Source organism: Acinetobacter sp. SAAs474 (assembly GCF_032823475.1).
GTDB lineage: Bacteria > Pseudomonadota > Gammaproteobacteria > Pseudomonadales > Moraxellaceae > Acinetobacter.
The window spans coordinates 381352-405978 of the sequence record NZ_CP127915.1; the positions used below are offsets into that span (position 1 = coordinate 381352).

At 38.0% G+C, this 24627-nt stretch carries 17 protein-coding genes and 3 tRNA genes; 14 read left to right on the forward strand and 6 right to left on the reverse strand.

Features of this window, described 5'->3' with window-relative positions; genetic code table 11:
- Positions 1 to 227 precede the first annotated feature (227 nt).
- Together QSG86_RS02795 and QSG86_RS02800 are read right to left on the reverse strand one after the other, a co-directional pair.
- Positions 228 to 896, reverse strand: a complete 669-nt coding sequence (locus QSG86_RS02795; RefSeq protein ID WP_317030111.1) for an HAD-IA family hydrolase — start codon at positions 894 to 896, stop codon at positions 228 to 230.
- A gap of 87 nt (positions 897 to 983) precedes the next feature.
- Positions 984 to 1925 carry an RluA family pseudouridine synthase gene (locus QSG86_RS02800; protein ID WP_317030112.1) on the reverse strand — a complete coding sequence of 314 codons (942 nt, stop codon included), beginning with the start codon at positions 1923 to 1925 and terminating at the stop codon, positions 984 to 986.
- Between the two features lie 743 nt (positions 1926 to 2668).
- On the opposite strand from QSG86_RS02800, the gene QSG86_RS02805 reads away from it, so the two are divergent.
- From QSG86_RS02805 to QSG86_RS02825, 5 genes are all read left to right on the forward strand, one after another.
- Entirely contained in the window at positions 2669 to 6067 is a 3399-nt protein-coding gene (locus QSG86_RS02805) for an Rne/Rng family ribonuclease (RefSeq protein ID WP_317030113.1), read from the forward strand.
- A 175-nt stretch (positions 6068 to 6242) separates the two neighbouring features.
- Complete coding sequence (locus tag QSG86_RS02810; RefSeq protein WP_317030114.1) at positions 6243 to 8084, forward strand: long-chain-acyl-CoA synthetase; 1842 nt, start codon at positions 6243 to 6245, stop codon at positions 8082 to 8084.
- 197 nt (positions 8085 to 8281) lie between these two features.
- Positions 8282 to 8357, forward strand: a tRNA-Lys gene (locus tag QSG86_RS02815).
- A 20-nt stretch (positions 8358 to 8377) separates the two neighbouring features.
- A tRNA-Lys gene (locus QSG86_RS02820) sits at positions 8378 to 8453 on the forward strand.
- A gap of 62 nt (positions 8454 to 8515) precedes the next feature.
- Positions 8516 to 8591: transfer RNA gene (locus QSG86_RS02825), tRNA-Lys, on the forward strand.
- Positions 8592 to 8753: 162 nt separating this feature from the next.
- On the opposite strand, the gene QSG86_RS02830 is transcribed toward QSG86_RS02825, so the two are convergent.
- Positions 8754 to 9350 (reverse strand): hypothetical protein, encoded by a 597-nt coding sequence (locus QSG86_RS02830; RefSeq protein ID WP_317030115.1) that lies wholly within the window; start codon positions 9348 to 9350, stop codon positions 8754 to 8756.
- Positions 9351 to 9725: 375 nt separating this feature from the next.
- On the opposite strand from QSG86_RS02830, the gene QSG86_RS02835 reads away from it, so the two are divergent.
- On the forward strand, positions 9726 to 9983 hold the full coding sequence (locus tag QSG86_RS02835) for a PspC domain-containing protein (RefSeq protein ID WP_317030116.1): 258 nt from the start codon (positions 9726 to 9728) through the stop codon (positions 9981 to 9983).
- Between the two features lie 15 nt (positions 9984 to 9998).
- Here the strand turns inward: QSG86_RS02835 and QSG86_RS02840 are convergent, their stop codons facing one another.
- Positions 9999 to 11096 carry an HPP family protein gene (locus tag QSG86_RS02840; protein ID WP_317030117.1) on the reverse strand — a complete coding sequence of 366 codons (1098 nt, stop codon included), beginning with the start codon at positions 11094 to 11096 and terminating at the stop codon, positions 9999 to 10001.
- Positions 11097 to 11352: 256 nt separating this feature from the next.
- Here QSG86_RS02840 and glyQ point away from each other — a divergent pair, with 256 nt between their 5' ends.
- The 5 genes from glyQ to QSG86_RS02865 all read left to right on the forward strand — a co-directional run bounded on the left by glyQ (position 11353) and on the right by QSG86_RS02865 (position 15646).
- Positions 11353 to 12336 (forward strand): glycine--tRNA ligase subunit alpha, encoded by a 984-nt coding sequence (gene glyQ, locus QSG86_RS02845; protein WP_317030118.1) that lies wholly within the window; start codon positions 11353 to 11355, stop codon positions 12334 to 12336.
- Positions 12336 to 14405, forward strand: coding sequence for a glycine--tRNA ligase subunit beta (glyS, locus tag QSG86_RS02850; protein WP_317030119.1), 2070 nt, complete (start codon positions 12336 to 12338; stop codon positions 14403 to 14405). The genes glyQ and glyS overlap by 1 nt, the downstream gene beginning before the upstream one ends.
- Before the next feature lie 263 nt (positions 14406 to 14668).
- On the forward strand, positions 14669 to 14881 hold the full coding sequence (locus tag QSG86_RS02855; RefSeq protein ID WP_317030120.1) for a hypothetical protein: 213 nt from the start codon (positions 14669 to 14671) through the stop codon (positions 14879 to 14881).
- A 117-nt stretch (positions 14882 to 14998) separates the two neighbouring features.
- Positions 14999 to 15118: a hypothetical protein gene (locus tag QSG86_RS02860; protein WP_317030121.1), complete on the forward strand. Its 120-nt coding sequence runs from the start codon at positions 14999 to 15001 to the stop codon at positions 15116 to 15118.
- A 6-nt stretch (positions 15119 to 15124) separates the two neighbouring features.
- On the forward strand, positions 15125 to 15646 hold the full coding sequence (locus QSG86_RS02865; RefSeq protein ID WP_317030122.1) for a 3-oxoacyl-[acyl-carrier-protein] synthase III C-terminal domain-containing protein: 522 nt from the start codon (positions 15125 to 15127) through the stop codon (positions 15644 to 15646).
- Between the two features lie 191 nt (positions 15647 to 15837).
- On the opposite strand, the gene QSG86_RS02870 is transcribed toward QSG86_RS02865, so the two are convergent.
- Positions 15838 to 16893 carry a transposase gene (locus QSG86_RS02870; protein WP_317030123.1) on the reverse strand — a complete coding sequence of 352 codons (1056 nt, stop codon included), beginning with the start codon at positions 16891 to 16893 and terminating at the stop codon, positions 15838 to 15840.
- Positions 16894 to 17589: 696 nt separating this feature from the next.
- Between QSG86_RS02870 and QSG86_RS02875 the strand changes: the two genes are divergently transcribed.
- From QSG86_RS02875 to QSG86_RS02885, 3 genes are all read left to right on the forward strand, one after another.
- Entirely contained in the window at positions 17590 to 19965 is a 2376-nt protein-coding gene (locus tag QSG86_RS02875; RefSeq protein ID WP_317030124.1) for an Orn/Lys/Arg decarboxylase N-terminal domain-containing protein, read from the forward strand.
- Between the two features lie 61 nt (positions 19966 to 20026).
- Positions 20027 to 21523: a basic amino acid/polyamine antiporter gene (locus QSG86_RS02880; protein ID WP_317030125.1), complete on the forward strand. Its 1497-nt coding sequence runs from the start codon at positions 20027 to 20029 to the stop codon at positions 21521 to 21523.
- Between the two features lie 57 nt (positions 21524 to 21580).
- Positions 21581 to 22606: a hypothetical protein gene (locus QSG86_RS02885; protein ID WP_317030126.1), complete on the forward strand. Its 1026-nt coding sequence runs from the start codon at positions 21581 to 21583 to the stop codon at positions 22604 to 22606.
- A gap of 80 nt (positions 22607 to 22686) precedes the next feature.
- On the opposite strand, the gene QSG86_RS02890 is transcribed toward QSG86_RS02885, so the two are convergent.
- Positions 22687 to 24147: a basic amino acid/polyamine antiporter gene (locus QSG86_RS02890; RefSeq protein ID WP_317030127.1), complete on the reverse strand. Its 1461-nt coding sequence runs from the start codon at positions 24145 to 24147 to the stop codon at positions 22687 to 22689.
- Positions 24148 to 24627: the final 480 nt, after the last annotated feature.

The following is a 24627-nucleotide window of genomic DNA, read 5'->3' on the forward strand; positions in this document are numbered from 1 at the left end:
GTAATTAAAATAAATCTTATAAATCAAACACAAAAGTACATATTAAATAAAATACGCAATCCAATGATCCGTATAAAATAGATTTTATCTACGACTAAAAGCTAATAAAATAATCGTTTTACGTGTCCTGTACTGTCTTTTAAGGATGATTTGATGATGTTGCAATCCGCACCTCATCGATCAATGGCTTCAACACAGCCATTGATTAAGTCTGCACTAAAGATTTATCAAACTGCTGTGCTTAAACGCACTTGATGATTTAAAGCCTGATGTAGCATTTTGATATTATCAACAACACAAAGCGGTTGGTATTGCGTCAGGATATCAGTGGAATGTACCCCATAACTCACAGCAATACGCGGCATCGCAATATTTTGTGCCATTTCTAAATCATAAGTTGTATCACCCACCATAATGGCCTGCTCTGCCAAAACATCTGTCTGCGATAAAATCTCACTCAACATCTGTGGATGTGGTTTTGATCTTGTTTCACTTGCAGCACGTGTAATATCAAATAAGTGAACACTCTGGGTTTGTGCCAATACACGATCTAGACCTTTACGACTTTTACCAGTGGCAACTGCCAACTTTAAGCCTTGCTGTTTTAAATCTATTAACATTTCTGCCACACCAGCAAACCATGCATCATTTTTAGAATGTGCAACATAATGATCAGCATAGCATTCAAGAATCTGCTGATGTAAATCAGGAACGGTAGGAAATAAGATTTGTGCAACCTCAGGTAAACCCAAGCCGATAATACTTTTGGCTGCTTGATCAGTTAATGGTTGTTGAAATTCGGCTGCAGCATATTTTAAACTGGCTACAATTTGCCCAACTGAATCAAATAAAGTTCCATCCCAATCAAAGACAACCAGTTTGATATTTTTTTGCATGATCAAGGTCCAAAATAAAAAATTGACCTCGCTGATGATTGAAGCGAATCATCAAGCCAAGCCAGTATGGAGATTTGATGTTCGAATTCAAGCATCTTTCTTTTGTGCACGAAGCTGCGCCACTAAACTTTGCATATCCTCTGGTAAAGGTGCTTCAATGGTTGGATATCCTGGAATATCTAAACGCATCGCATGCAAACACAATCGACGTGGTGTCGGCCCACGATATTCTGTCTGATGACCATATTTATCATCACCCACTAAAGGATGACCAATACTGAGGCCATGAACTCGAATTTGATGGGTCCGACCAGAAAGTGGAGCGGCATACACTAAAGTTGCATGCATAAAGCGTTCTTGTACACGCCACTGTGTTTGTGATGCTTTACCTGCCTGCGTCACGCGCACACGTCGCTCACCATTGGCAAGTTCATAACGTAATAATGGCGCATCAATTAATTGCTGATCCAAACTCACCTGCCCTTTGACAATCGCAGCATAGGTTTTTTGAATTTTATGTTCACGCAATAAATCTTGCAGTGTTTTTAAGGTACTGCGCTTTTTACTGATCATCACTAAACCAGAGGTATCACGGTCGATCCGATGGATGAGCTCCAAATATTTTTTCCCGGTTGCGGCACGCATAGCCTCGATCAATCCATAAGCGACACCACTCCCGCCATGGACAGCAATACCTGATGGTTTATTGACCACGATCAGACCTTCATCTTCATATACCACACGGTTTAAAAGACCCTGTGCAACCTGATCAGATACCGGTGCGGCAGACTGATCTTTTTGCTCATAACGTATTGGTGCAACACGAATTTGATCACCAATCGCCAGTTTAGTTTCTGCTTTAATACGCTTTTTATTGACACGTACCTGACCTTCTCGAATCAAACGATAAATTCGACTTTTTGGTACGCCTTTTAAACGACTAAATAGAAAATTATCAATTCGCTGACCTGATTGATGTTCATCCACTTCAAACCAAGTGACACTTTGCCATTGCTGTGCAGAATTCATACAGTTACTGTGACCTAAAAAAAATAGTTTTGATTAAAAAATAATCATTTGAGCTATACTTTTCACAAGAAACCTTTGCTTAACCCATAGGCAGATGATTCAAGGTTTGGTATAGTCAGCGCACGGAAACCATCGTTCAAGAGTAACATTGCATTGATCCAGTTTTTACTGAACACTCAATTGCATAAAAGCTCTAACTCGGGAAGGTCCCAAACGAATTATGCCGAGGCCGAAGGCTTATTATATCGGTAAAACAGCAAACTGTTAGGTTTAATTGTATTTTCACGACCAACAGTTTGCATGAAAATATGTTGTCAACAGATATGTTGGCTTTTTAAACGTTAACTGATACACATCAGACAAGTTGCTCTCTAAAGTTTAATTCAGGCTACAGTGTTGATACATTGGATCTGCACAAATGATAAGATGCGATGATTAATTCCGTATCTCACTACTCTATCAACTATCAAGGGATGATCTAGAGTAATGTGACAGTGAAAGTTACTCACATCCAATGTACCGCTTATCCGCCAGTGAATGAAACAGAGAAGTTAAATCGTTTAAAGGTGCAGTCGTATTGCCATCATCAATACGTGAATCAAAACCGAAGCCCAGTTAAAGAGGCCGGTCATCATGCTCAGATCGCAGTCGGTTTATTTGAGATCTAAGATTGATCCACCGTTATTGATGTTTGCTACACTGATCGCGATGTTTGTTGTGTATCACTATAAGGTGTTACACCCATGAAACGTATGTTGATTAATGCAACACATGCAGAAGAAATTCGCGTTGCACTTGTCACTGGTCAACGTCTTTATGATTTTGACTTAGAAAATCGCACCCGTGAACAAAAAAAATCAAATATTTATAAAGGTCACGTGACTCGTGTCGAGCCATCTTTAGAAGCTGTATTTGTCGAATATGGTGCAGGCCGTCAAGGCTTTTTATCCATGCGAGAAATTGCCAATGCTTACTATCAAGCAGATCCACGTCAGACCTCAAATATCAGAGAATTAATCACGGAAGGTACAGAACTTCTGGTTCAAGTCGAAAAAGAAGAACGTGGCAATAAAGGTGCTGCACTTTCTACTTTTATTTCGCTTGCTGGACGTTATTTGGTACTGATGCCGAATAATCCAAAAGGTGGCGGAATTAGTCGTCAAATCTCTGGCGCTGTACGTGAAGAGTTAAAAGAAACCTTAGCAGCTTTAAATGTACCGCGTGGTATGAGTGTCATTGTACGTACAGCCGGTATTGGACGCTCTCAAGAAGAATTACAACTTGATCTGCAACACTTGCTAGATCTTTGGACTCAAATTCAAGATACTGCGAATTCTGGCCCATCTCCAATGCTGGTTCATCAAGAAGCAGGGGTCGTGACGCGTGCCATTCGTGATTATTTACGCGATGATGTTTCAGAAATTTTAATTGACTCAGAGCAAGCTTATAACGAAGCCTATAACTTTGTAAAAGCAGTCATGCCACGTCAACTCGACAAATTAAAAACCTATACACTGAATGAGCCACTATTTGCCCATTTCGGTATTGAAAGCCAAATCCAAACCGCTTATGAACGCGAAGTAAAACTTCCTTCAGGTGGCTCGATTGTGATTGATCAAACTGAAGCATTAGTTTCTATTGATATTAACTCTGCTAAATCAACACGCGGTCATGATGTTGAAGAAACTGCACTCAATACCAATCTAGAAGCGGCCGAAGAAATTGCCCGTCAATTACGTTTACGTGATATTGGTGGATTGGTGGTCATTGATTTCATTGATATGACTAAAGATCGTAACCAACGCATGGTCGAAGCAAAATTACGTGAAGCAACACAAAGTGACCGTGCACGTATTCAATTTGGTCAATTATCCCGTTTTGGTTTAATGGAGATGAGTCGTCAGCGTTTACGTCCATCTTTAGAAGAAGCAACGGGTTACGTATGTCCTCGTTGTCATGGTACAGGCATGGTACGTGATCTACGTTCATTGTCGCTCTCTATTATGCGTAAGGTTGAAGAAATTGCATTACGTGAGCGCCATGGTGAAGTTCAGGTTCAAGTTCCTGTCGAAATTGCTGCATTTTTACTAAATGAAAAACGTCATAGTTTAGTCTATCTAGAGCAGACCTCAAATGTTCGTGTGACTGTATTACCGCACCCACATTTAGAAACACCACACTATGAAATTTCTTATAACCCTGAAGGTTTTGCACCAACCAGTTATGAACGTACCGAAGCAGCACGTTCTAGCGAAAAAGAATTGGGCTATGAGTCATCTGAATGGCATTTAGATGATGAACATCAATTGCCTCATGTAGCGCAAGTTCAAGATAAACACCCTAAAAAAGCCAAAGCACAACATCAAACCAATGCACAATCTGCTATTGCAGCAGCTATCCCATCAACCAGTCCATGTGCATGGTTAGAAAATTTATTTGTACAAAAGCAAGCCACCACCATTGATCAAACGCGCACTGCAAATCATGCTGCTGCTGCAATTGAACAAATGATTAACAATGGCGCTGTAAGCCGTGGACAATTTGGTCAAGTCAATACAGCAATGACCACAACATTGCCGACCACTACCACAGCAAATAACAGTAATAATGCCTACTTAGCACCATCAACTGTAGCACAAAAAACTGAACGTGAATCACCAGAGCGTGTTGAACGTGAAGACAAACGTCCAAACAATAAAAAACGTAGCAAGCATAAAGAAACACGTGAGCAAAATCCTCAAACTGATCAGCAACAACATCAGATCCATGAGGAAGTAATTCAGGTTTCTCGTCAGGAACAGCGACAAGAAGCGCGTGAAAATAAACGCAATTCACGCCGCCAACCCTCACATGAACACAATGATGCTCAACAACAGGTAAATCCTGAGCAAAATAGTGTTCCACGTCGTGATCGTAACCACCAACAACGCCCAGCGAGACCAAACCGTCATCGCGATCAAAGTGTTTTAAATGAAGCACCTGTTGTGGCTGAAGTGGTAGAAACACCGATTAAACATGATCAGCAAACCAAGCAACCACGCGTTGAACTGATTGATACTCCTCAAGCTGACGTGATCACCACTGCATTAGTGGTTAACATTGATCAGTCACAAAGTGAAATCAAGGCATTGACGCATCAAGCTGCTGATTTAACCACAGCGAAACCTGTAGCTAAAACAGTAACTGAGAGCACTGCTGCGCCTCAAACTCAGTCTAAGGCTGAAGTTGAGAAAAAAGTGGAGCATCAAGAAGCACCCGTACAGCCGGTAAAACGTGCTAGCAATGATCCACGCCAACGTCGTCGTCACAAAGACGCCAATAAACCACAAACTGCGAAATTGAGCCCTTCTCAAATTCCGACGTTACGTAACTATACGGTGGATAGCTTAATTCGTCATATTTATGGTGAAGATTGTTCAGTGCTGATTGAGCAATTTGGTTTAATTCCAACCTTTAATCGCGCATTACAAAAATTTGCCGATCGTTACAGCACAATGGCAGTCGCTACGCCAGTCGCTCCTCAGGCTGAGAAAAAGCCTGTGACACGTGATGTACAAATTAAACACGTGACAGCAGAAGCAGAACCCGCACCTGTTTTGGATTTAACACCACCAAAACCAGTGTCGGCAAATCGTGTCGCCAATGATCCACGTGAACGTCGTCGCTTGGCAAAACAGGCAGCAGAACAAGCATTGGAGCAAGCAAAAAAAGCCCATATAGAAGCTGAAAAAGTTCAAGATGCCATTGTTGAACAACCAAGTTCAACTACTGAGCATCATGAAGCTGAAGTTGCTGCGGTGACACATGATGAGCCTGTAGTCAACATCATCACTGAAGTCACTACTGCTGTGCCTGCAGAGACCAATAGCCAGCCTACAGCAGTGACTGAAACGGCGACAGAAGTAGCGCAAGCCGCACCTGTCGCACAAGCTCAGGAAGCTCAGGAAGCTCAGGAAGCTCAGGAAGCTCAGGAAGAAAGTACAGCAGTTGCGGTAATGACAGCAACGACTGAGCAAAATCCTGCAATCCATGATACAGACGCTACTGATCAAAAAGTGGAAAAACCAAGTAAGGAAAAAGTGGTTCGTCCACGTCGTCCACGTGGTCGTCCACCTAAAAAAGTAGATACAACAACTGAATAAGTTGTCAGCCAGCACCTTTAAAATCCAGTCATTCAGATGACTGGATTTTTTTATGAATTTAGAAAATTAGGTTGATTGCACTAGAAATAAAGGATTAAAAGACAATTGTATAGAGAATAATGATCCATGGTCTCTATGACGCAAATTGTATTTGATGACAAACATTAGGATTCCTATGCACCATTCTCAACCAAATAACTGCATTGGTTTTGCAGATATTGCGACAAAATTACCAAAGTTTATCAGCAAAGTACCACATATACTCTCGGGTCTAAAGCAAGCCTATTTACGTACACCGCATACTCCGACTGGTCTTGGTATTGCGTTTGAAAAAGCCGTTAGACGCAATCCGACAGGTTATGCATTAAAATTTGAACAACAGCAATTTACGTATGCCGAGCTCAACCAATGGGCCAATCAAATTGCTCACTTTTACTTATCTTTAGGACTTCAAAAAGGTGACGTGATTGCCATCATGATGCAAAATCGTCCAGAATTGATTGCTACAGTAATTGCGCTGGCAAAAATTGGCGTAATTTCAGCCCTTGTCAATACCTCACAAGCAGGACAAGTGCTCAGTCAGAGCATTAATCTGGTTCAACCTACTGCAATCATTGTGGGTGAAGAGTGTCAAGATGTACTCATTGATATTCAATCACAGCTTAATCTAGCAGCTGAACATTACTACTGGTGGGCTAATCAAGCATTATCCATCGATTCTGGGATAGCACCTCAAGGATTTAATAATCTCCATCAATTAAGCCAGAGCTTTGCGACGTTTAATCCAGCGACCACGCATCAAGTGCAAGGGCAAGATGGTTTATTTTATATTTATACCTCAGGGACAACAGGACTACCTAAAGCCGTTATTTTTACACATAGTCGCTGGATGCTTGCCTATGGTACCTATGGCCATATTCTTAATCTTAATCAAGATGATGTCATGTACTGTACTTTACCGCTCTATCATGCAACAGGTATTGTGGTATGTTGGTGTGGCGTGATTGCTGCCAGTGCAACTTTTGTTATTCGCCGCAAATATTCAACATCCGCATTTTGGTCAGATATCCAAAAATATAATGTCTCCGCATTTGGTTATGTCGGAGAGTTATGCCGCTATCTACTGGATGCGCCTGTGCATGAATTAGAACAAGGACATCGTGTACATACCATGATTGGTAATGGGATGCGTGCACAAGTTTGGGATAAGTTTAAAACGCGTTTTGCGATAAATGAAGTCTTAGAGCTATATGCCTCTAGTGAAGGCAATGTCGGTTTCAGCAATATCTTTAATTTCGATCATACCATGGGCTTTTCTCCTACACCCTATGCCATCATTAAGTTTGATCAAACGACCCAGCAAGCTATTCGCGATTCCAAAGGCTGGTATCAAAAAGTTAAAAAAGGTGACGTAGGCTTATTAATTGGAAAAATCACATCTCGCTCACCCTTTGATGGCTACTCTGATCCACAAAAGAATCAATCTGTGATCATGAAAAATGTATTTAAAAATGGCGATGCATATTTTAATACTGGTGATTTAGTACGTGATATCGGCTTTAGGCATGCACAGTTCATCGATCGTGTAGGGGATAGTTTTCGCTGGAAAGGTGAAAATGTATCCACACTACAAGTAGAAAATATACTCAGTGAACATCCTAAAATTGCCGAAGCAGTCGTATATGGGGTTGAAATTCCAAATACTGAAGGTCGTGCTGGTATGGCAGCAATTACATTGATCGCAGATACACAGTTAACGACAGATGATTTTAAAGAAATGTATCAGCAATTTAAAACAGTACTACCTGCTTACGCCATACCTATTTTTTTACGGATTCAACATCATCTGGAAACGACAGCGACATTTAAGTATCAAAAAAATACGTTAAAACAGCAGGCATTCGATCTCAATCAGGTTAATGATCAAGTTTTAATCCTACTGCCTGGCCAAAACAGCTACTGCCTCCTCAATGATGAAATTTTCCACAATATCCAGCAACATCAATATCGCTTCTAAATGGATAAAGTTGGCTATTTTTTAGCTAGATAATACTATTTTGTTGTATTTATAAACAAACATAGCCAACTTTTTTTATTTTTTACTTGCGCTCGTTGCATATCTTGCTACAATACGCACCATCAAACAAAGTGGTGCATCAAAACTTTTTAGTTTTCCTGCATTATACAGTTGAATAAAAATCAATTGTTAATCAAGGGTCGTTAGCTCAGTTGGTAGAGCAGCGGACTTTTAATCCGTTGGTCCCGCGTTCGAGTCGCGGACGACCCACCATTTTATTTGAAACCTCAGATGGGTCGTTAGCTCAGTTGGTAGAGCAGCGGACTTTTAATCCGTTGGTCCCGCGTTCGAGTCGCGGACGACCCACCATCTTGATAAAATTGGCCAGATCTTGTAAAAAATTCGACTAATTTTACTATAAAATCTAGAATGGGTCGTTAGCTCAGTTGGTAGAGCAGCGGACTTTTAATCCGTTGGTCCCGCGTTCGAGTCGCGGACGACCCACCATTCACTGCATCAATTTAAAGATTACTCTGAATATCACTTAGCTGTATCTCATCACCGCTAATAACCAACATCATCTTGTTGAATATACAATCAATATAAGTTAAAAAGTTCGCTTAGACACCCACTGCCTTTTCTCAATCAATACAATGATTTTTCCATAGCTTAAGGTGCTTTTACTAAAATATAATTTTGCTGTGTTTGAGGATTATTGTCTTGTGCGTAAAACTGACGATTTGCCTGCATTACAGTTAACCGCTTGTCTGTATTCATCACCAAATGTCCTGCATTATCCACCTTAAAAAATAATTGTATACCGTCATCTTGCTCTAAAATCACTTCATGACGACTTTCATCATAAAACCAATGATATTGACGATACAAATTATTGGATAACTGCCCCATCTCTCCCAAATGTATAATCACACGATGTGCTGTACCATCAGGGAGTAAATTTAAAACTAGATCTGCATTGCCCTCATCGCAGTAAATCAACTGACCCAAGCAATCAATTTTAGTATGGTATCGACCAATATACTGTTTTGCCTCAGCGGTCAGATGCTTTTGAGTATGCTCACGATGATGTTGTTGTACATTGACTTGCCCTGCAATATCAATCAATTTTTTTGCAGAATAGACCATTTGCTCGTGATCATCATGATGGCTGATATGCTTTTGCACTGTATTTTGATTATCACAAGCGCTTAAGCCCAAGATACTGAGCATGACTAAACATGAAGGGTATACAATTTGATTTAGCACCAACTCATCCTATACATCCGCGGATCTGATCAATAGCCTAGTTTACATTGATAATTTTTCAAGAAAAACTCAGATGTTATCTATATTTTATTTTATTATTTGTCCGAAGATGCGGCAATTTTTTTTACATATCATAACTTTTTTAACTCATAAGACTTTATAGATTAAAAAACATCACCATATTAAGATTAATAGCACATAAATCTAGATGAATGATTGCGAATCATTGTAAACAATATACCAGATGAAAATAGTGATGGCGTGATATAAGCTATCAGTCAGCTCATACACCACCTCTTCATCTGTATATTATCGCTAATATTATTGCATATCATTTTTACCATCTAGTGAAATATATTTTTTGAGGAAACCAAAATGTCTCATACTGGCTTATATCGTTCAGACCACTCAAAAATTATTGCTGGAGTAATGGGAGGCATTGCACAACGTTTTGGTTGGAATGCCAATCTATTACGCCTTATTTTTATCTTGGTATCCTGTTTTAGTGCGGGCTTTCCAGGTATTTTAATCTATCTTATTCTTTGGTTGATTATTCCAAAACAGCCACATGCTGTTTTAAAATCCCCCTACTCTCAGCCAATTCGCACCATTCAATCAGAGACTAAACATTAATTAAATGTTTAGCCGCTATTTAGCGACGAATTGTTGATGTAAAGCAGCGATCATATCTGCCCGACTAATAATACCCACGAGACGTTTTTGCTCCACAACTGGAATATAATTAAATGATCGTTCAACAAAATACTCGATTAAATCGTGTAAGGGCTGTTGTGGCGTTACTGTAATCACTTGATAATTCATAATCTGATAAACTTGCTCATGCCAGACTGTATTGAGATCGGTTGTATGTTGCACTCGATCCATTACATCGGATAAAGCCAACGTACCCACCAAACGATCACCATCAGTCACGACAGGTAAACTCATTAAATTCGCTTGCTTAAATTGTGCAACAGCAGTTGCCAAATGATCTTCGGCAGCTAAAGAGATCACCTGTCGCGTCATAATATCTTGACAGCGATAACCATGATCTAGACGCATATTGGCAATTTTTTGCGCTTTTAGAATCATGTTTGCTAAATCATATTCACTAATATCTAATAATTCAGTCTGTTGATCAAATGCCTGTTGAATATCTTGCGGTAAAATTGTCGCTTTTTGCATGGGCGTTGGCTTTAACGGTATCGTTGCAATTTTAGCCTGTTCAGGGTAACGCTTTCCCATGATTTGATTAAATATAATGGCAATAGCAATCAGTAAAACTGAATTTAACAGCACTGGATAAAGTACAAAAAAGTAACCTAAATGATGAATTTCACTCCCACCTAATACAGCCGTAATTGCGACTGCACCACTTGGTGGATGCAATGCATCAGTAGTCATCATCAGAATAATCGACAGTGCAACAGCAACACTAAATGCTTCAGTCAAATTTACGATATATAAAGCACAGGTAATCCCAATAATTGCTGCAATGATATTACCCACCAACATATTCCAAGGCTGTGCTAATGGACTAGCTGGAATCGCAAATAATAATACTGATGAAGCCCCCATTGGCGCGATATACCATGGATTAAGATCGCCAAGTATCAACCAGCTAATAAAAGAAGATAGAGCCAGTCCCAGTAAAGCACCCATGCCACAAATTAGACGTTCTTTAATGGGTAAGACTTTAAAATTTGGTTTTAAGATATTTAACCAGCGATCATAAAAATGTAACACAGTTGCGTCAAGGCCCTAAATCAATCAGTGTCGCTATTATAAAAGGCTTGTTGATGCAAATATACCCGTATTAGCACTGAGATTGATGAGTTTAACTGATAGAGATCATTAGGCTTGCTCATACCATATCCTCAGTTAAAACATCATTTTTTCAATCAATTCATCAGATCGATGGCAAAATCAATAGAACCTTTGCCAGCCTTGTGGAAAATCCTTATAATTGAGCACAATTTTATCTAATTTTAAGTGGATGACCATGAGTCGCGCCATATCGCATATTGATACCTTTCAAGGCTTGATTCTTGCCTTACAAAACTATTGGGCGGAGCAAGGCTGCGTTGTTCTACAACCTTACGACATGGAAATGGGCGCTGGAACATTCCATACTGCAACTTTTCTACGTGCATTAGGACCAGAAACCTGGAATGCAGCCTATGTACAACCATCACGTCGTCCCAAAGATGGACGTTATGGTGAAAATCCAAACCGCTTACAACATTATTACCAGTTTCAAGTGGTACTTAAACCAAATCCAGATAATATCCAACAGCTTTATCTAGATTCACTGAAAGCGATTGGTATTGACCCACTGATCCATGATATCCGCTTTGTTGAAGACAACTGGGAATCCCCAACACTGGGTGCATGGGGACTCGGCTGGGAAGTCTGGTTAAATGGTATGGAAGTAACACAATTTACCTACTTCCAACAGGTTGGTGGTGTGGAATGCTATCCTGTCACAGGTGAAATCACCTATGGCTTAGAACGCCTTGCCATGTATCTACAAGGTGTTGATTCAGTTTATGATTTAGTCTGGACTAAAGGACAGTTTGGTACTGTTACCTATGGCGATGTCTTTCATCAAAATGAAGTTGAACAATCAAAGTATAACTTTGAACATGCCAATATTGAAAAAATGTTCGAGTTATTCGATTTTTATGAAGCAGAAGCCAGCCGTTTAATTGCAGCTGAATTACCTCTACCTGCTTATGAACAGGTCATTAAAGCATCACATAGCTTTAATCTATTAGATGCACGTGGTGCGATCTCTGTGACTGAACGTCAACGCTATATTTTACGTGTCCGTACATTGGCACGTTCAATTGCACAAAGTTATGTTGCAGCCCGTGCCAAACTTGGCTTCCCGATGGCTGAGCCACATTTACGCGATGAAGTACTGGCACAATTAAAAGCCCAAGTTGAAGCTGAAGCAAAAGAAACACAGCAGGAGAGCAAATAATGTCTAAACATACAGTATTGTTCGAGTTAGGCTGTGAAGAACTTCCGCCAAAAAGCTTAAAAAAATTACGTGATGCCTTACAAGCAGAAACAGTAAAAGGTCTGAATGATGCAGGTCTTACATTTGAGCATATTGAAGCTTATGCCGCACCACGTCGTTTGGCCCTTAAAATTGTCAATGTTGATGCTGCACAAGCAGATACGCAAAAACGTTTTGATGGCCCAGCAGTGCAAGCAGCCTACGATGCTGAAGGTAAAGCAACCAAAGCTTTAGAAGGCTTTATGCGTGGTCAAGGTATCTGTATTGATCAAGTCTCAACCTTTCAAGCAGGTAAGGTTGAAAAAGTATGTTATTTCAAAGATGTTAAAGGCCAAAGTCTAGACGTTTTACTGCCGCAAATTCTACAACATGCACTTGATCAATTGCCGATTGCCAAACGCATGCGTTCTGCAGCGAGTCGTACTGAATTTGTTCGTCCAGTTAAATGGGTGGTTTTACTGAAAGACCATACGGTTATTCAAGCCAATATTCAGGATCATCCAAGCAGTAACATCAGCTACGGCCATCGCTTCCATGCGCCTGAAGCGATTGTATTGAACCATGCAGATGAATATTTAAGTCAATTAAAAGCAGCACATGTGGTGGCTTCTTTTGAAGAACGCCAAGCAATCATTGATCAACAGGTTAAAGCACTGGCAGATGAAGTCAATGCCATTGCCATTGTACCAACTGAGCTACGTGATGAGGTGACTGCACTGGTCGAATGGCCTGTCGCATTACGCGCAAGCTTTGAAGAACGCTTCCTTGCCGTACCACAAGAAGCCCTGATTACCACCATGCAAGACAACCAAAAGTATTTCTGTTTGGTGAATGCTGAGAATAAGCTACAACCTTATTTTATTACTGTATCGAATATTGAGTCGAAAGATCCAACTCAAATTATTGAAGGTAATGAAAAAGTGGTCCGCCCTCGTTTGTCTGATGCAGAATTTTTCTTCCTGCAAGATCAAAAGCAACCCTTAGCCTCACGTCAAGAAAAATTAGCCAACATGGTGTTTCAAGCCAAACTAGGTACATTATGGGATAAATCAACCCGTATTGCCAAACTAGCTGTTGCATTGGCTAAAATTACTGGTGCTGATGCAGCAGATGCTGAAAAAGCAGCATTACTGGCAAAATGTGATTTAACCTCTGAATTGGTCGGTGAGTTTCCAGAACTTCAAGGAATTGCTGGTACCTACTATGCACGTCTTGAAGGCGAAAACAATGAGGTTGCACAAGCCTTAGGTGAACAATACCTACCAAAATTTGCAGGCGATGTACTACCACAAACCAAAACAGGTACCACTATTGCTTTGGCTGATCGACTAGATACCCTCACAGGTATTTTTGGGATTGGTCAAGCTCCAACAGGCTCTAAAGATCCATTTGCACTGCGTCGTTCTGCAATTGGTATCTTGCGTTTAGTCACTGAAAATGAGCTGGATGTTTCGATTGAAGATTTAATCAAACTGGCTTTAGCTGCATATGGCGATATCATTCAAGATCATAGCAAAACCCTCAATGATGCAGTGTCTTTCTTAGAAGGACGTTATCGTGCCAAATATGAAGATCAAGGTGTCTCGATTGATGTCATTCAAGCCGTACAAGCACTCTCGCCAAAATCACCTCTTGATTTTGATAAACGCGTCAATGCTGTTAATCATTTCCGCACATTAGCAGAAGCTGCAGCATTGGCCGCAGCAAATAAACGTGTGGCAAATATTTTAGCTAAAGAAGCTGCACCAGAAGGCCAAGTCATTGAAGCCGACTTAATTGAAGATGCTGAAAAAGCACTTTTTGCAGAGCTTAATCGCATTAGTCCTGAAGTCGAACCATTATTTGCCAACAAAGACTATACAGCGGCACTGTCTAAATTGGCTACACTTCGCGCAGCAATCGATGCCTTCTTTGATCATGTCATGGTCATGACAGAGGATGAAAAGCTTAAAGCTAACCGCCTACGCTTACTTGCTCAATTACGTGATTTATTTACCAAAGTGGCAGATATTTCTGTGCTTCAGCACTAAATTATTTTATCGTAAAACCGCTTATGATTATGCATGCCTAAGCATTTAAGTAATCCATAAGCGGTTGTACTATATAGATAAAAAATATAATAATCAGGCCGTCATCATGTTTATGAGTTTAAAAATACAGCTCTATTTTTAATCTTAATGCTTCATACAGAAATTAATTTTTTTAACCTTATCCATACACTATAAAATTTAAGTTGTCACTAATGTATCTTTAAATCTGCTTTATCTTCTATTTATTAATCATGGATCATCTCATGAGTATTACTGGTATAAAAATTTCTGCTGTCGAAATGTATCATCCTGCAACAATACGCGATAACGATTTTTATTTAAATAAATTTGAAGACAAAAACCAGTTAAAGCATATTTTTAATAAAGTTGGAAGAAATACAAGATTTGTTATTGATAATAAAGAAGAAAACTCTCTAACAATGGCAATGAATGCATCTGAAAAACTACTAAAATAGCATAATTTAACAGGCAATGATATTGATATTATCATATTTGCATCCTCGACTTTTGAGTATATATCTCCAACCAGCGCATTACTGATTCATGCCAAATTAGGGGTTAAAAAACAATGTATGTGTTTTGATATTAATGCAAACTGTTTAGGAATGTTTATTGCATTAGAACAAACCTCTATTTTATTAAACTCTAAACATAGCTATCAACGTGCATTGGTCATTGGTTCCGATTATTGAACAAAATTGGGAGATGAAACCAAACCCATTCCCTCTACCATTGTTGGTGATGCTGCTGCAGCGACTATCCTAGAAAAAAGTAGGGAAGAATCTGGCATGATTGACAGACTCTATCAGAACGATAGCAGTTTTAATGATACGATTGTTCTTCCACCACAAGGTGCATCCTATTCAAAACAGGATGAAAAAATTCATTGGGCACCATTTACAGGTATTGAAAGTGTTGAATTTGCTGCTGACGCACTACGAGAACTATTAGATAATCATCATTTAAAAATAGATGATATTTCGTGTCTTCTACTATCACAATTTACCAAATCAAATATTGATTTACTACAAAGTAAACTCAATATTCCCAGTGAAAAAATTGAATACATTGGTGATAAATATGGCTATACAGGTGTTAGCAGCTTTTTTATTGCATATAAAAATCGCTTAGAGAAAGGCCTACTCCAATCAGGAGATATCATTGTTTTTTGGACATTAGGCGCAGGTTATCAAACAGGTATAATGTTATGGCGGGTTTAAAAAAACATTTAAAAAAGTAAAGCAATTAAATTCAGACTAGACGCTTGGATGCTATGTATTTGATGATGGTGTTGCCCCAATAAGTCCTGACAATCATGGTCATTATAGAGGGCAGCATAGCCATCACAACAACAGCATTATTGGCTAATTCAGCAATGGATCATCATTCTATCATTGACATCCTCTCCGACCTAAAGTACGGAGATTCCTACAGCTAGACGCTCATGTCCGAGCGCAAGTATGTTTTTTGCGGAGTTTAAATCGCGTTGATTTATGCTACCACACTCACATTTCCATACTCTTATTCCAAGATCTGCCCTACCTTTCGGACTATTGCCAGATATTTTCTGACAGCACGAACAAATCTGGGTTGTGAAACTTTCGTTTACTTCTTCAAACAATACTCCCGCGTTCTCGCATTTATACTTGAGCATTGTTTTAAATGCTGAAAACCCTGTATCTAATACGGATTTTGCCATTTTAGTTTTTACAAGTTTTTTAGCACTCAAATTGCCAACAACAATCATTGCATTTTCTTTAACAAGCTTAGTGCTTGCCTTATGCAAGTAATCTTGACGGCTGTTTTTAATCTTTGCATGTATCGCACGTACATGACGTTTATTCTTTGCCCGTTGTGCAATCCCTAATTTTTGCTCATATTGACGATAATATTTAGGATTACTAATGACCATACCGTCCGAGCATATAGCAACGTCTTTTAAGCCTAAATCAATCCCTATGGCTTGTTTCGCTTGTGTTTGTTGTTTGACTGATTCAACAACTAAACACACGTACCAACGCCCACGGCTATCTTCTACAAACGATCCAGTTTTAACTGTGTACTTACTTAATCCGTAGCTATCCCATAGTTTGAATTGAGTTTTACCATATTGAATAAAACCATCGGCATATCGAATAGCTGACTTTTTAAAAGGTATCCATCCTAAAGAACATCTAGCCGATTTTTTATTACTAACACGCCAATTTAATTTAGCTTTTTTAAATTGTTTCCGGCGTATAACTAATTCTTCTGTAACAGCTTGCACTGTTTGACTATGAAGATTGCATTCTTTTGATGTGCCTTTTGTGTACTTAGCAATATCGTATGCAGAAAGAAACTCACGTTTTCTTTTTAAATGCTTAAAACTCAAATCATTTACATAATTCCAGACAAAATTAACCTCTGACGCTAATTGATTAAGTGCCTTAACGTGTTTGTCTTTTATGCGGATTTTAAGAGTTTTCATAGCTTAATATAGCACAAAGAAAATACGCATAGCATTGTAAGTCGAAGCTATGCGTCATAGGATGTCGTATTGCTTAACGTCACTCGCTTATATCCACGTCTTAAAAGACGAGGTTTTATGCTCAATGTGATAAAATATATCTGAATTAACCTTACAATCAAATAAGCTGAATATTCTGAATAATGTATTAGAGCATGATCTTGGATTGTTAATCACTTGATTATACTACTAAATTTATCAGGAAAACTAAATGAAGTGATCATCAATCATGATTAATATTGATGATTATTTATAATAACAATAAAATGAATTTAATCATTAGATATGATATTTTTTTAATTATCATAAATAAATAATGACTACTCACCATCATCAAAATTAATCAGCTTAATTAATACCGCTGCTAGATATATTTTATACTTTATTTTTTATTTATAAAAATTTAAATATCAATTACTTATTTCTAAATCTCTCTCTTTTTACATCTATTTAATTTCTTATATCCAATATAATCAACCAGCCGTTTAATTATATTATCATTGCTATTACAGTATTAAATACTGTTGAAATATAATCAATTAAAAGCAAAATTAACTTAAATAAACTCTCTGTGACATATTCAATACTGTTGTTAATAAAAAAGTGATTTATACATTAAAAAAACAACATGATATAAAAGAAAAGGAAAAATTAGAAATGAAATTTAACAGACACTTATTAGTGGTATTTTCATCAACGATAGAAAAAATACACCCCGCCTATCAATATCTACTACAAATCAATCAACATTTGGCTGAACGTGGTTTTCATGTCACGATAGCTGATAGTATTGAAGATGGTTTAAAGCTGGTCAAACAAAGTCCGAGATATAGCCTGATTGGCTTGGTGTGGGATAATTTAAATAACAAGATGAATACGGAGAGTGAATCTCTGGTTAACCAGATACGTGCACGCAATGAACATGTACCTATCTTTTTATTTTCTGAAGAAAATATTACAAATGACATCTCTCTTCCCATTTTACAACAAGTGAAAGAATATGTTTATCTCTATTCTGAAACACCTGCATTTACCGCGAACCGTATTTATACCGCAATTTATCAGTATGCAGAAAATCTACTCCCACCTTACTTTAAAACCTTAAAAAACTTTACTGAGGATGGCGATTATTATTGGGATTGTCCTGGGCATATGGGCGGAATGGCCTATTTAAAGCATCCTGTTGGCGTTGAGTTTATTAACTTTTTTGGCGAAAACATCATGCGCGCTGATATTGGTGTTGCAACGGCTGAAATGGGAGATTATCTCATTCATGCAGGGCCATCCAAAACATCAGAAGTCAAAGCTGCACAAATGTTTGGTGCTGATTGGACCTTCTATAGCGTTGCTGGATCTTCTGGCTCAAACCGAATTGTTGCACAAGGTGCTATTGGTGAAAATGAAATCGTATTAATGGACCGTAATTGTCATAAATCATTAAATCATGGTCTTACATTATCACGTGGTCGTCCGGTCTATTTAACGCCAACACGTAATGGCTATGGCTTAATTGGCCCAATTCCGTTACATCGTTTGAAAAAAGCCTATATTGATCAAATTGTCAATGAAAGTCCCTTAAAACATGATGCAGTCACCCAAGATCCAACTTATGCCGTGATTACCAACTGTACCTATGATGGTTTCTGCTATAACGTTAAAAAAGTCGTGGAAGAGTTAAAATCCAGCGTACCACGTATTCATTTTGATGAAGCTTGGTATGCCTATGCCAAATTTCATCCATTATATAAAGATCGTTTTGCGATGGATATCGATGAAGATATGCCAGATCGCCCAACGCTATTCGCTGTACAATCAACCCATAAAATGTTGCCAGCCTTATCCATGGCGTCAATGATCCATGTGCGAAAAAGTGACCGTGCACCATTAGATTTTGATGATTTTAATGACTCATTTATGATGCATGGTACAACCTCACCATTCTATCCAATTATTGCGTCAATTGACGTTGCTGTGAGCATGATGGAAGGAAAACCCGGCGAATCCTTAGTTCAAGAATCAATCGAAGAAGCCATTTCATTTCGACAAGCTGTGGTCAATATAAAAGAAAAACTCAAAGAAAATAACGGGCCATCCGACTGGTTTTTTGATGTATTACAACCGACTCAAGTCGAGGATCCAACCACACAGCAACAATATGCTTTTGGTTCTGCACCAATGTCATTATTAAGTACCACAGCGGATATCTGGACATTAAAAGAAAATGATGCTTGGCATGGTTTTGACAATGCTGATGTTGCAGAATCAGATATTATGCTTGATCCTGTAAAAGTCACGATTACCTGTCCGGGATTAAGTTCAGATGGTCAATATCAAGATATGGGCATTCCCGGTTACATCGTCACCAAATTTTTAGATGATCGTCGTACTGAAATTGCACGCACTGGTGACTATACCCTACTGATTTTATTCTCTGTCGGTACGACAAAAGGAAAATGGGGTACCTTAATCGAAAGTTTACTTGAATTTAAAAATCTGTATGACTCTGGTGCATGTGCTACAGATGCCATTCCATCTTTAAAATCTGCATCAGCAAAATATCAAGAAATGACCCTGAAAGAGTTATGTCAACAGATGCATGAAACCATGCGAGAACTTGAATTAATTCAACATATTAGCAGTGCAGTTAATAGCACACCTGTACCCGTGTTAACTCCATCTGAAGCCTATCAAAAAGTTGTTCGTTATAAAGCTGAACATATTCGTTTAGCTGATTTTACTGGCCGTATTGCGGCAAGCATGCTGGTTCCTTATCCACCAGGGATTCCTGTATTAATGCCAGGAGAACGTTTATCTCACGGAGATACAGGAATTTTAGGCTATCTACAGGCATTGCAAACTTTTGATAAAAAGTTCCCAGGATTTGATCATGAAATTCAGGGAATCAATGTAGATCAAAATGGCGATTATTGGGTAAGAGCAATTATTGAAGATGATCAAGTTGCTACCGCATTACCAAAACATATTCGTTTTAATCGAAAAACATCAACCTCAATCAAAAAAGGTCGCCAATAACCCAGCACAGAACTAAGCATGTTTATGCTTAGTTCTGATGGCTTATATCAAGGAATGTCTAATGGATGAAAATAGCAAAAAAACGACAGCTACAGATTCAAATAACGGTGCAAAACTTGGTTTATTGGCATTAATCGCAATCGTTGTGAGCTCAATGCTTGGCGGTGGTGTTTTTAGCCTGCCACAGAATACTGCAGCATCTTCAGCAGTTGGCCCAATCATCATTGCATGGATTATTGCAGGTATTGGAATTTATTTTATTGCCAATTCATTTCGTTTGTTGTCTGATTTAAGACCAGACTTACAAGCAGGCGTATATATGTACGCACAAGAAGGGTTTGGTTCATTTATTGGTTTTAATGTGGCTTGGGGATACTGGCTCATGACCTGCTTTGGCAATGTTGCTTTTGCAGTTATTCTCATGGACGCATTTAATGAATTTTTTCCTGGTGTTTTTACAGGTGGTAATAATTTAACCTCAATTATCTGTGGTTCTGTACTTATCTGGGGATATAACTTTTTAGTTCTTTCTGGTACGCGTGTTGCTGGCGCACTCAATACAATTGGTACGATAGCAAAGTTAGTTCCATTGATTTTATTTGTATTTATTTTAGGTTTTTTAATTAACTATACACAATTGTTTAGCAATTTCTGGGGTACAGATCCGGCTGTTTTAAGCACATCAGGCAATCATAGTGCACCCGTATCACTGGCGATGCAAATTCTGGCACCAATGACAGTAACGCTCTGGGCCTTTATTGGTGTTGAAGGTGCAGTGGTACTTTCTGGACGTGCCAAAAGAAAATCGGATGTCGGTAAAGCCACTTTAATTGGCTTTATTTTGGCCTTAGTGATTTATATTCTACTTTCCATTTTACCATTTGGTGCCATGACACAAGCAGCATTAAGTCAAGTGGCCAATCCATCAACTGCTGGGGTATTAAGTGCTGTTGTCGGTGAATGGGGAAATTGGTTAATGAGTATAGGACTCATTATTTCTGTGGTCGTGAGCTGGTTGGCTTGGACAATGCTATGTGCTGAAATTCCAATGGTTGCAGGTAAAAATGGCGCTTTCCCTAAGGCATTTGCTAAAACCAATAAAAATCATGCGGGTTCCGTTTCATTATGGACCAGTAGCTTTGTGATGCAGGCAGCCATGTTATTGGTTTATTTTTCCAATGATGCGTGGGTCACAATGTATAATATCAGTGCATTAATGGTTGTACCGGCATATATTACAACAACGCTGTTTATGGCCAAAATCTGTCTCAATAAGCAATATGATCAATACGCGAAAACAGGTAAAAATTTAGCGCTATGTAGTGGTATTTTAGGTGCCCTGTTTTGCTTATTTATCTTATATGCGAGCTCATTTAAATATGTTGCCTTAATCCCAGTGTTATTAACCTGTGGTCTACCTATTTATATTTGGTCACGAAAAGAGAAAAAAGATCAAAAACCAATATTTCACGGTATTGAAAAAGTTTACTTACTTATTTTACTTGGCTTGGATATTTTAATTCTTCTGTTATTTTTCACGACTAATCTATTTAAATAATTTTAAGCCATGTCCATGAATAAAAATCGATCAGAATATTTAGAATAAAGGAATAAAATGAAAATCATCTCGATATGGGTCATTCCGTTCATTTTTGGAGCCAGTAGTGTGATACATGCTACAGATTTTGCTCCAAATGGATCGATTAGTTTTACTCAAACCTTTTATGGCGATGCTGGTCCATATAAGACACGAACATCTCATCCAGAAATTATGCTGAGTTATAATTTTTCACCGCAATGGAATGTTCAATTTGAATGGGATCGTACATGGAATATGTTTGAATATACTGGTGCTGAAAATGAACAAAATAATAGCTACAGTGCCCCTAAACTGACACTCAGCAATAACTATGGCAAACTAGGAAATTCCAAAGTTAACTGGTCATCTTCATTATTAGCCAAATATGCAAATGATTTTGATGGTACAAGTCAAACTTTTATTTTGGCTGAAACAGGTTTTGATTTTTCAGAATATTTACCTAAAAAGAAATATTTAGATATCACTCAGTTTGCCATTACACCCATGTATTACTATGCTTGGAATAGCTCAGGCCCATCTGGACATAGCAATACTGCGGTCATGAGTTTATTAACGGAAAGCCAGATTACAGACCATCTATCGTTTACATTTAATGCCTATGGCTTTAGAAGCTGGAATCAAGGCAATTCTTTTGTAACGAACCCAGATGACAGTAAGGAAACCAGCAATTATTTTATGATTATTTCATACTTAAATTATGCGAAGGAAATACACAAATTCAATGATCATACATCATTAGACTTTAATTTTATTAGCGGTTTTGATCCATGGATTTCATCAAATAAGCGCACCACAGTGACCCCGTTTTTAATCAGTAACGAAATGTACGAGTGGCTTAGCCCAACCGTCTTTGAAGGTAGTTATAAACAGACATTTACATTTTTTTCACTGCCACAACTACAACTTAATTATGAACTATCTAAAGATTTATCTTTAAATTTCTTTGTACAGGCAAAATACTCCAATCAAGTTTGGGGGGATAAAGAAAAAGGCTGGAAATTCCAACCACAAGGCGGATTTAGTGTGACGCATAATTTTTGATCATCATGCTGCCACGATATTATCTATCAGGGAAGATCATGCTCTTGCCTGATATTTTTTATCGTAAATCATGTCTCATCCTAAAAGACCAGTGTCCCAGTTGCATACAACATGATAGCGATAACATTGCATAAGAGTAATACTGCAACACCGACCTTTTCATAACCATGGAAGATGGATACTGATGACGTATGTTTTTTAGCCCAAATAAAGAAAGGCAGTCCCAAAGTTAATAATAAAGGGGTGAGCACAACATAACGAATATCACTGGCATACAGCATAAAACAACAAAAAATAATACTGATAACGCTACTGATCACAGCAAAAAAACGACCTTTTACAAAGTACTGCTGTGCTGATGTTTTTTGTGAACTGATTTTAAATAGATATGCAGCAGATGAAAAGTATGCAGGCAATACTGTAATGGCTGAAATAGCCAACATCGTTAACCATGCATTTTTTGAAAAATAAACCAGAATAATAATCGCTTGCATAATGAGGCTACTGACCCATAATGATATGGATGCAGCCTCATTTTTATTCTTTTTGGCAAATGCCTGAGGAAAAGTACCATCTTTTGCAGCGACCATTGGAATTTCAGCACAAATCATGGTCCACGCAAGCCAACTGGCTAAAATAGAAATCAATACACCAATATTAATTAATAACTCCCCCCATGTACCTGTAATTATTTTGAGTACACCGGCGGTAGATGGAGTTGCAATTTGACTTAATACAGTTTGAGAAAGTACACCAAAGGGTAATATCGAGACTAAAACACAGATACTGAGTGAAATCATAAAACCAATAAATGTAGCTTTACTAATATCTTTTTTATTTTTTGCTCGATCAGACAATGCTACTGCACTTTCAACACCAATAAAGCACCATAAGGCAACATCAAGCGGATCAATGACTTGCTTTAAGATAGGACCTAAATTTTGTGATGTATCCGGAGATGAATGCCCCCAAACATTGCTGGTAAATTGCATCCAATTCAAATAATATAACACGATAAAAACAAACATAATCAACGGTATCATTTTAGCCAATGTACCTATTAAATTGATTGAACCTGCAACCTTTGTTCCCGACAATACTAAAAAATTAAATCCCCAGATTAATAATGATGCACCAATTAAGGATGGAATATTATTACCACCGATAAAATCACCGGGTAAAAAGTAATTCAAGACATCCATCACCATAATAGCAAATGCCACATTACTAAACATGGTCATAAACCAATATCCCCATCCAGAGATAAAAGCGGTTAATGGTCCAAATCCTTCACGAGCATACATATAAATGCCTGAAGATAAATCAGGGCGAATATTAGATAAGATCATGAATGTTTTCGCAATAAAAAACATACCAAAACCACAAATCAGCCATGCAATAAGCACTGGTGCCAATGCTGAATTTGCTGCCATATTTTGCGGCAAACCATCGACACCACTACCGATCATGGAACTTACTACAATTGCAATTAAGGCAAATAATCCGAGTTTCTTACCATCCTGAGTGCTTTTATCTGACATGTAGTGCTCCTGTTATAGTGTGTCTTTTATCGAGATCTTATACACTGACTGTTCATTCTTAATATTTTTAACGTTAATCATTATGTTAAATAATTTATAATAATCATATATATTATTACATTTTATATCGATAAAAAATTTCCTTTAAACGGATAGCCTACTCCAGATTTATTCCAGAATAACTTGATTAAAAATAAATAATTAAGTCATTATATTATTATTTTGAATGCCCTATTATTGCGTTAAATTTTATATATTATTCAAATTATAATTAATTTTATTCAATAAATTTATTAAATGAATTATATAGCTAAATAAACGATAAATTTTAATTACAAGTATCGAAATATAAGATAAAAAATCGTAGGCTAAATCACCACAAAATAATGGTTTTGTTTCCTCAATAAAGTCTCTATTATTCACAATATTATTTAACAGAAAAAGATAGGATTTTGTATGTTGATTTCCTATACTTAATCT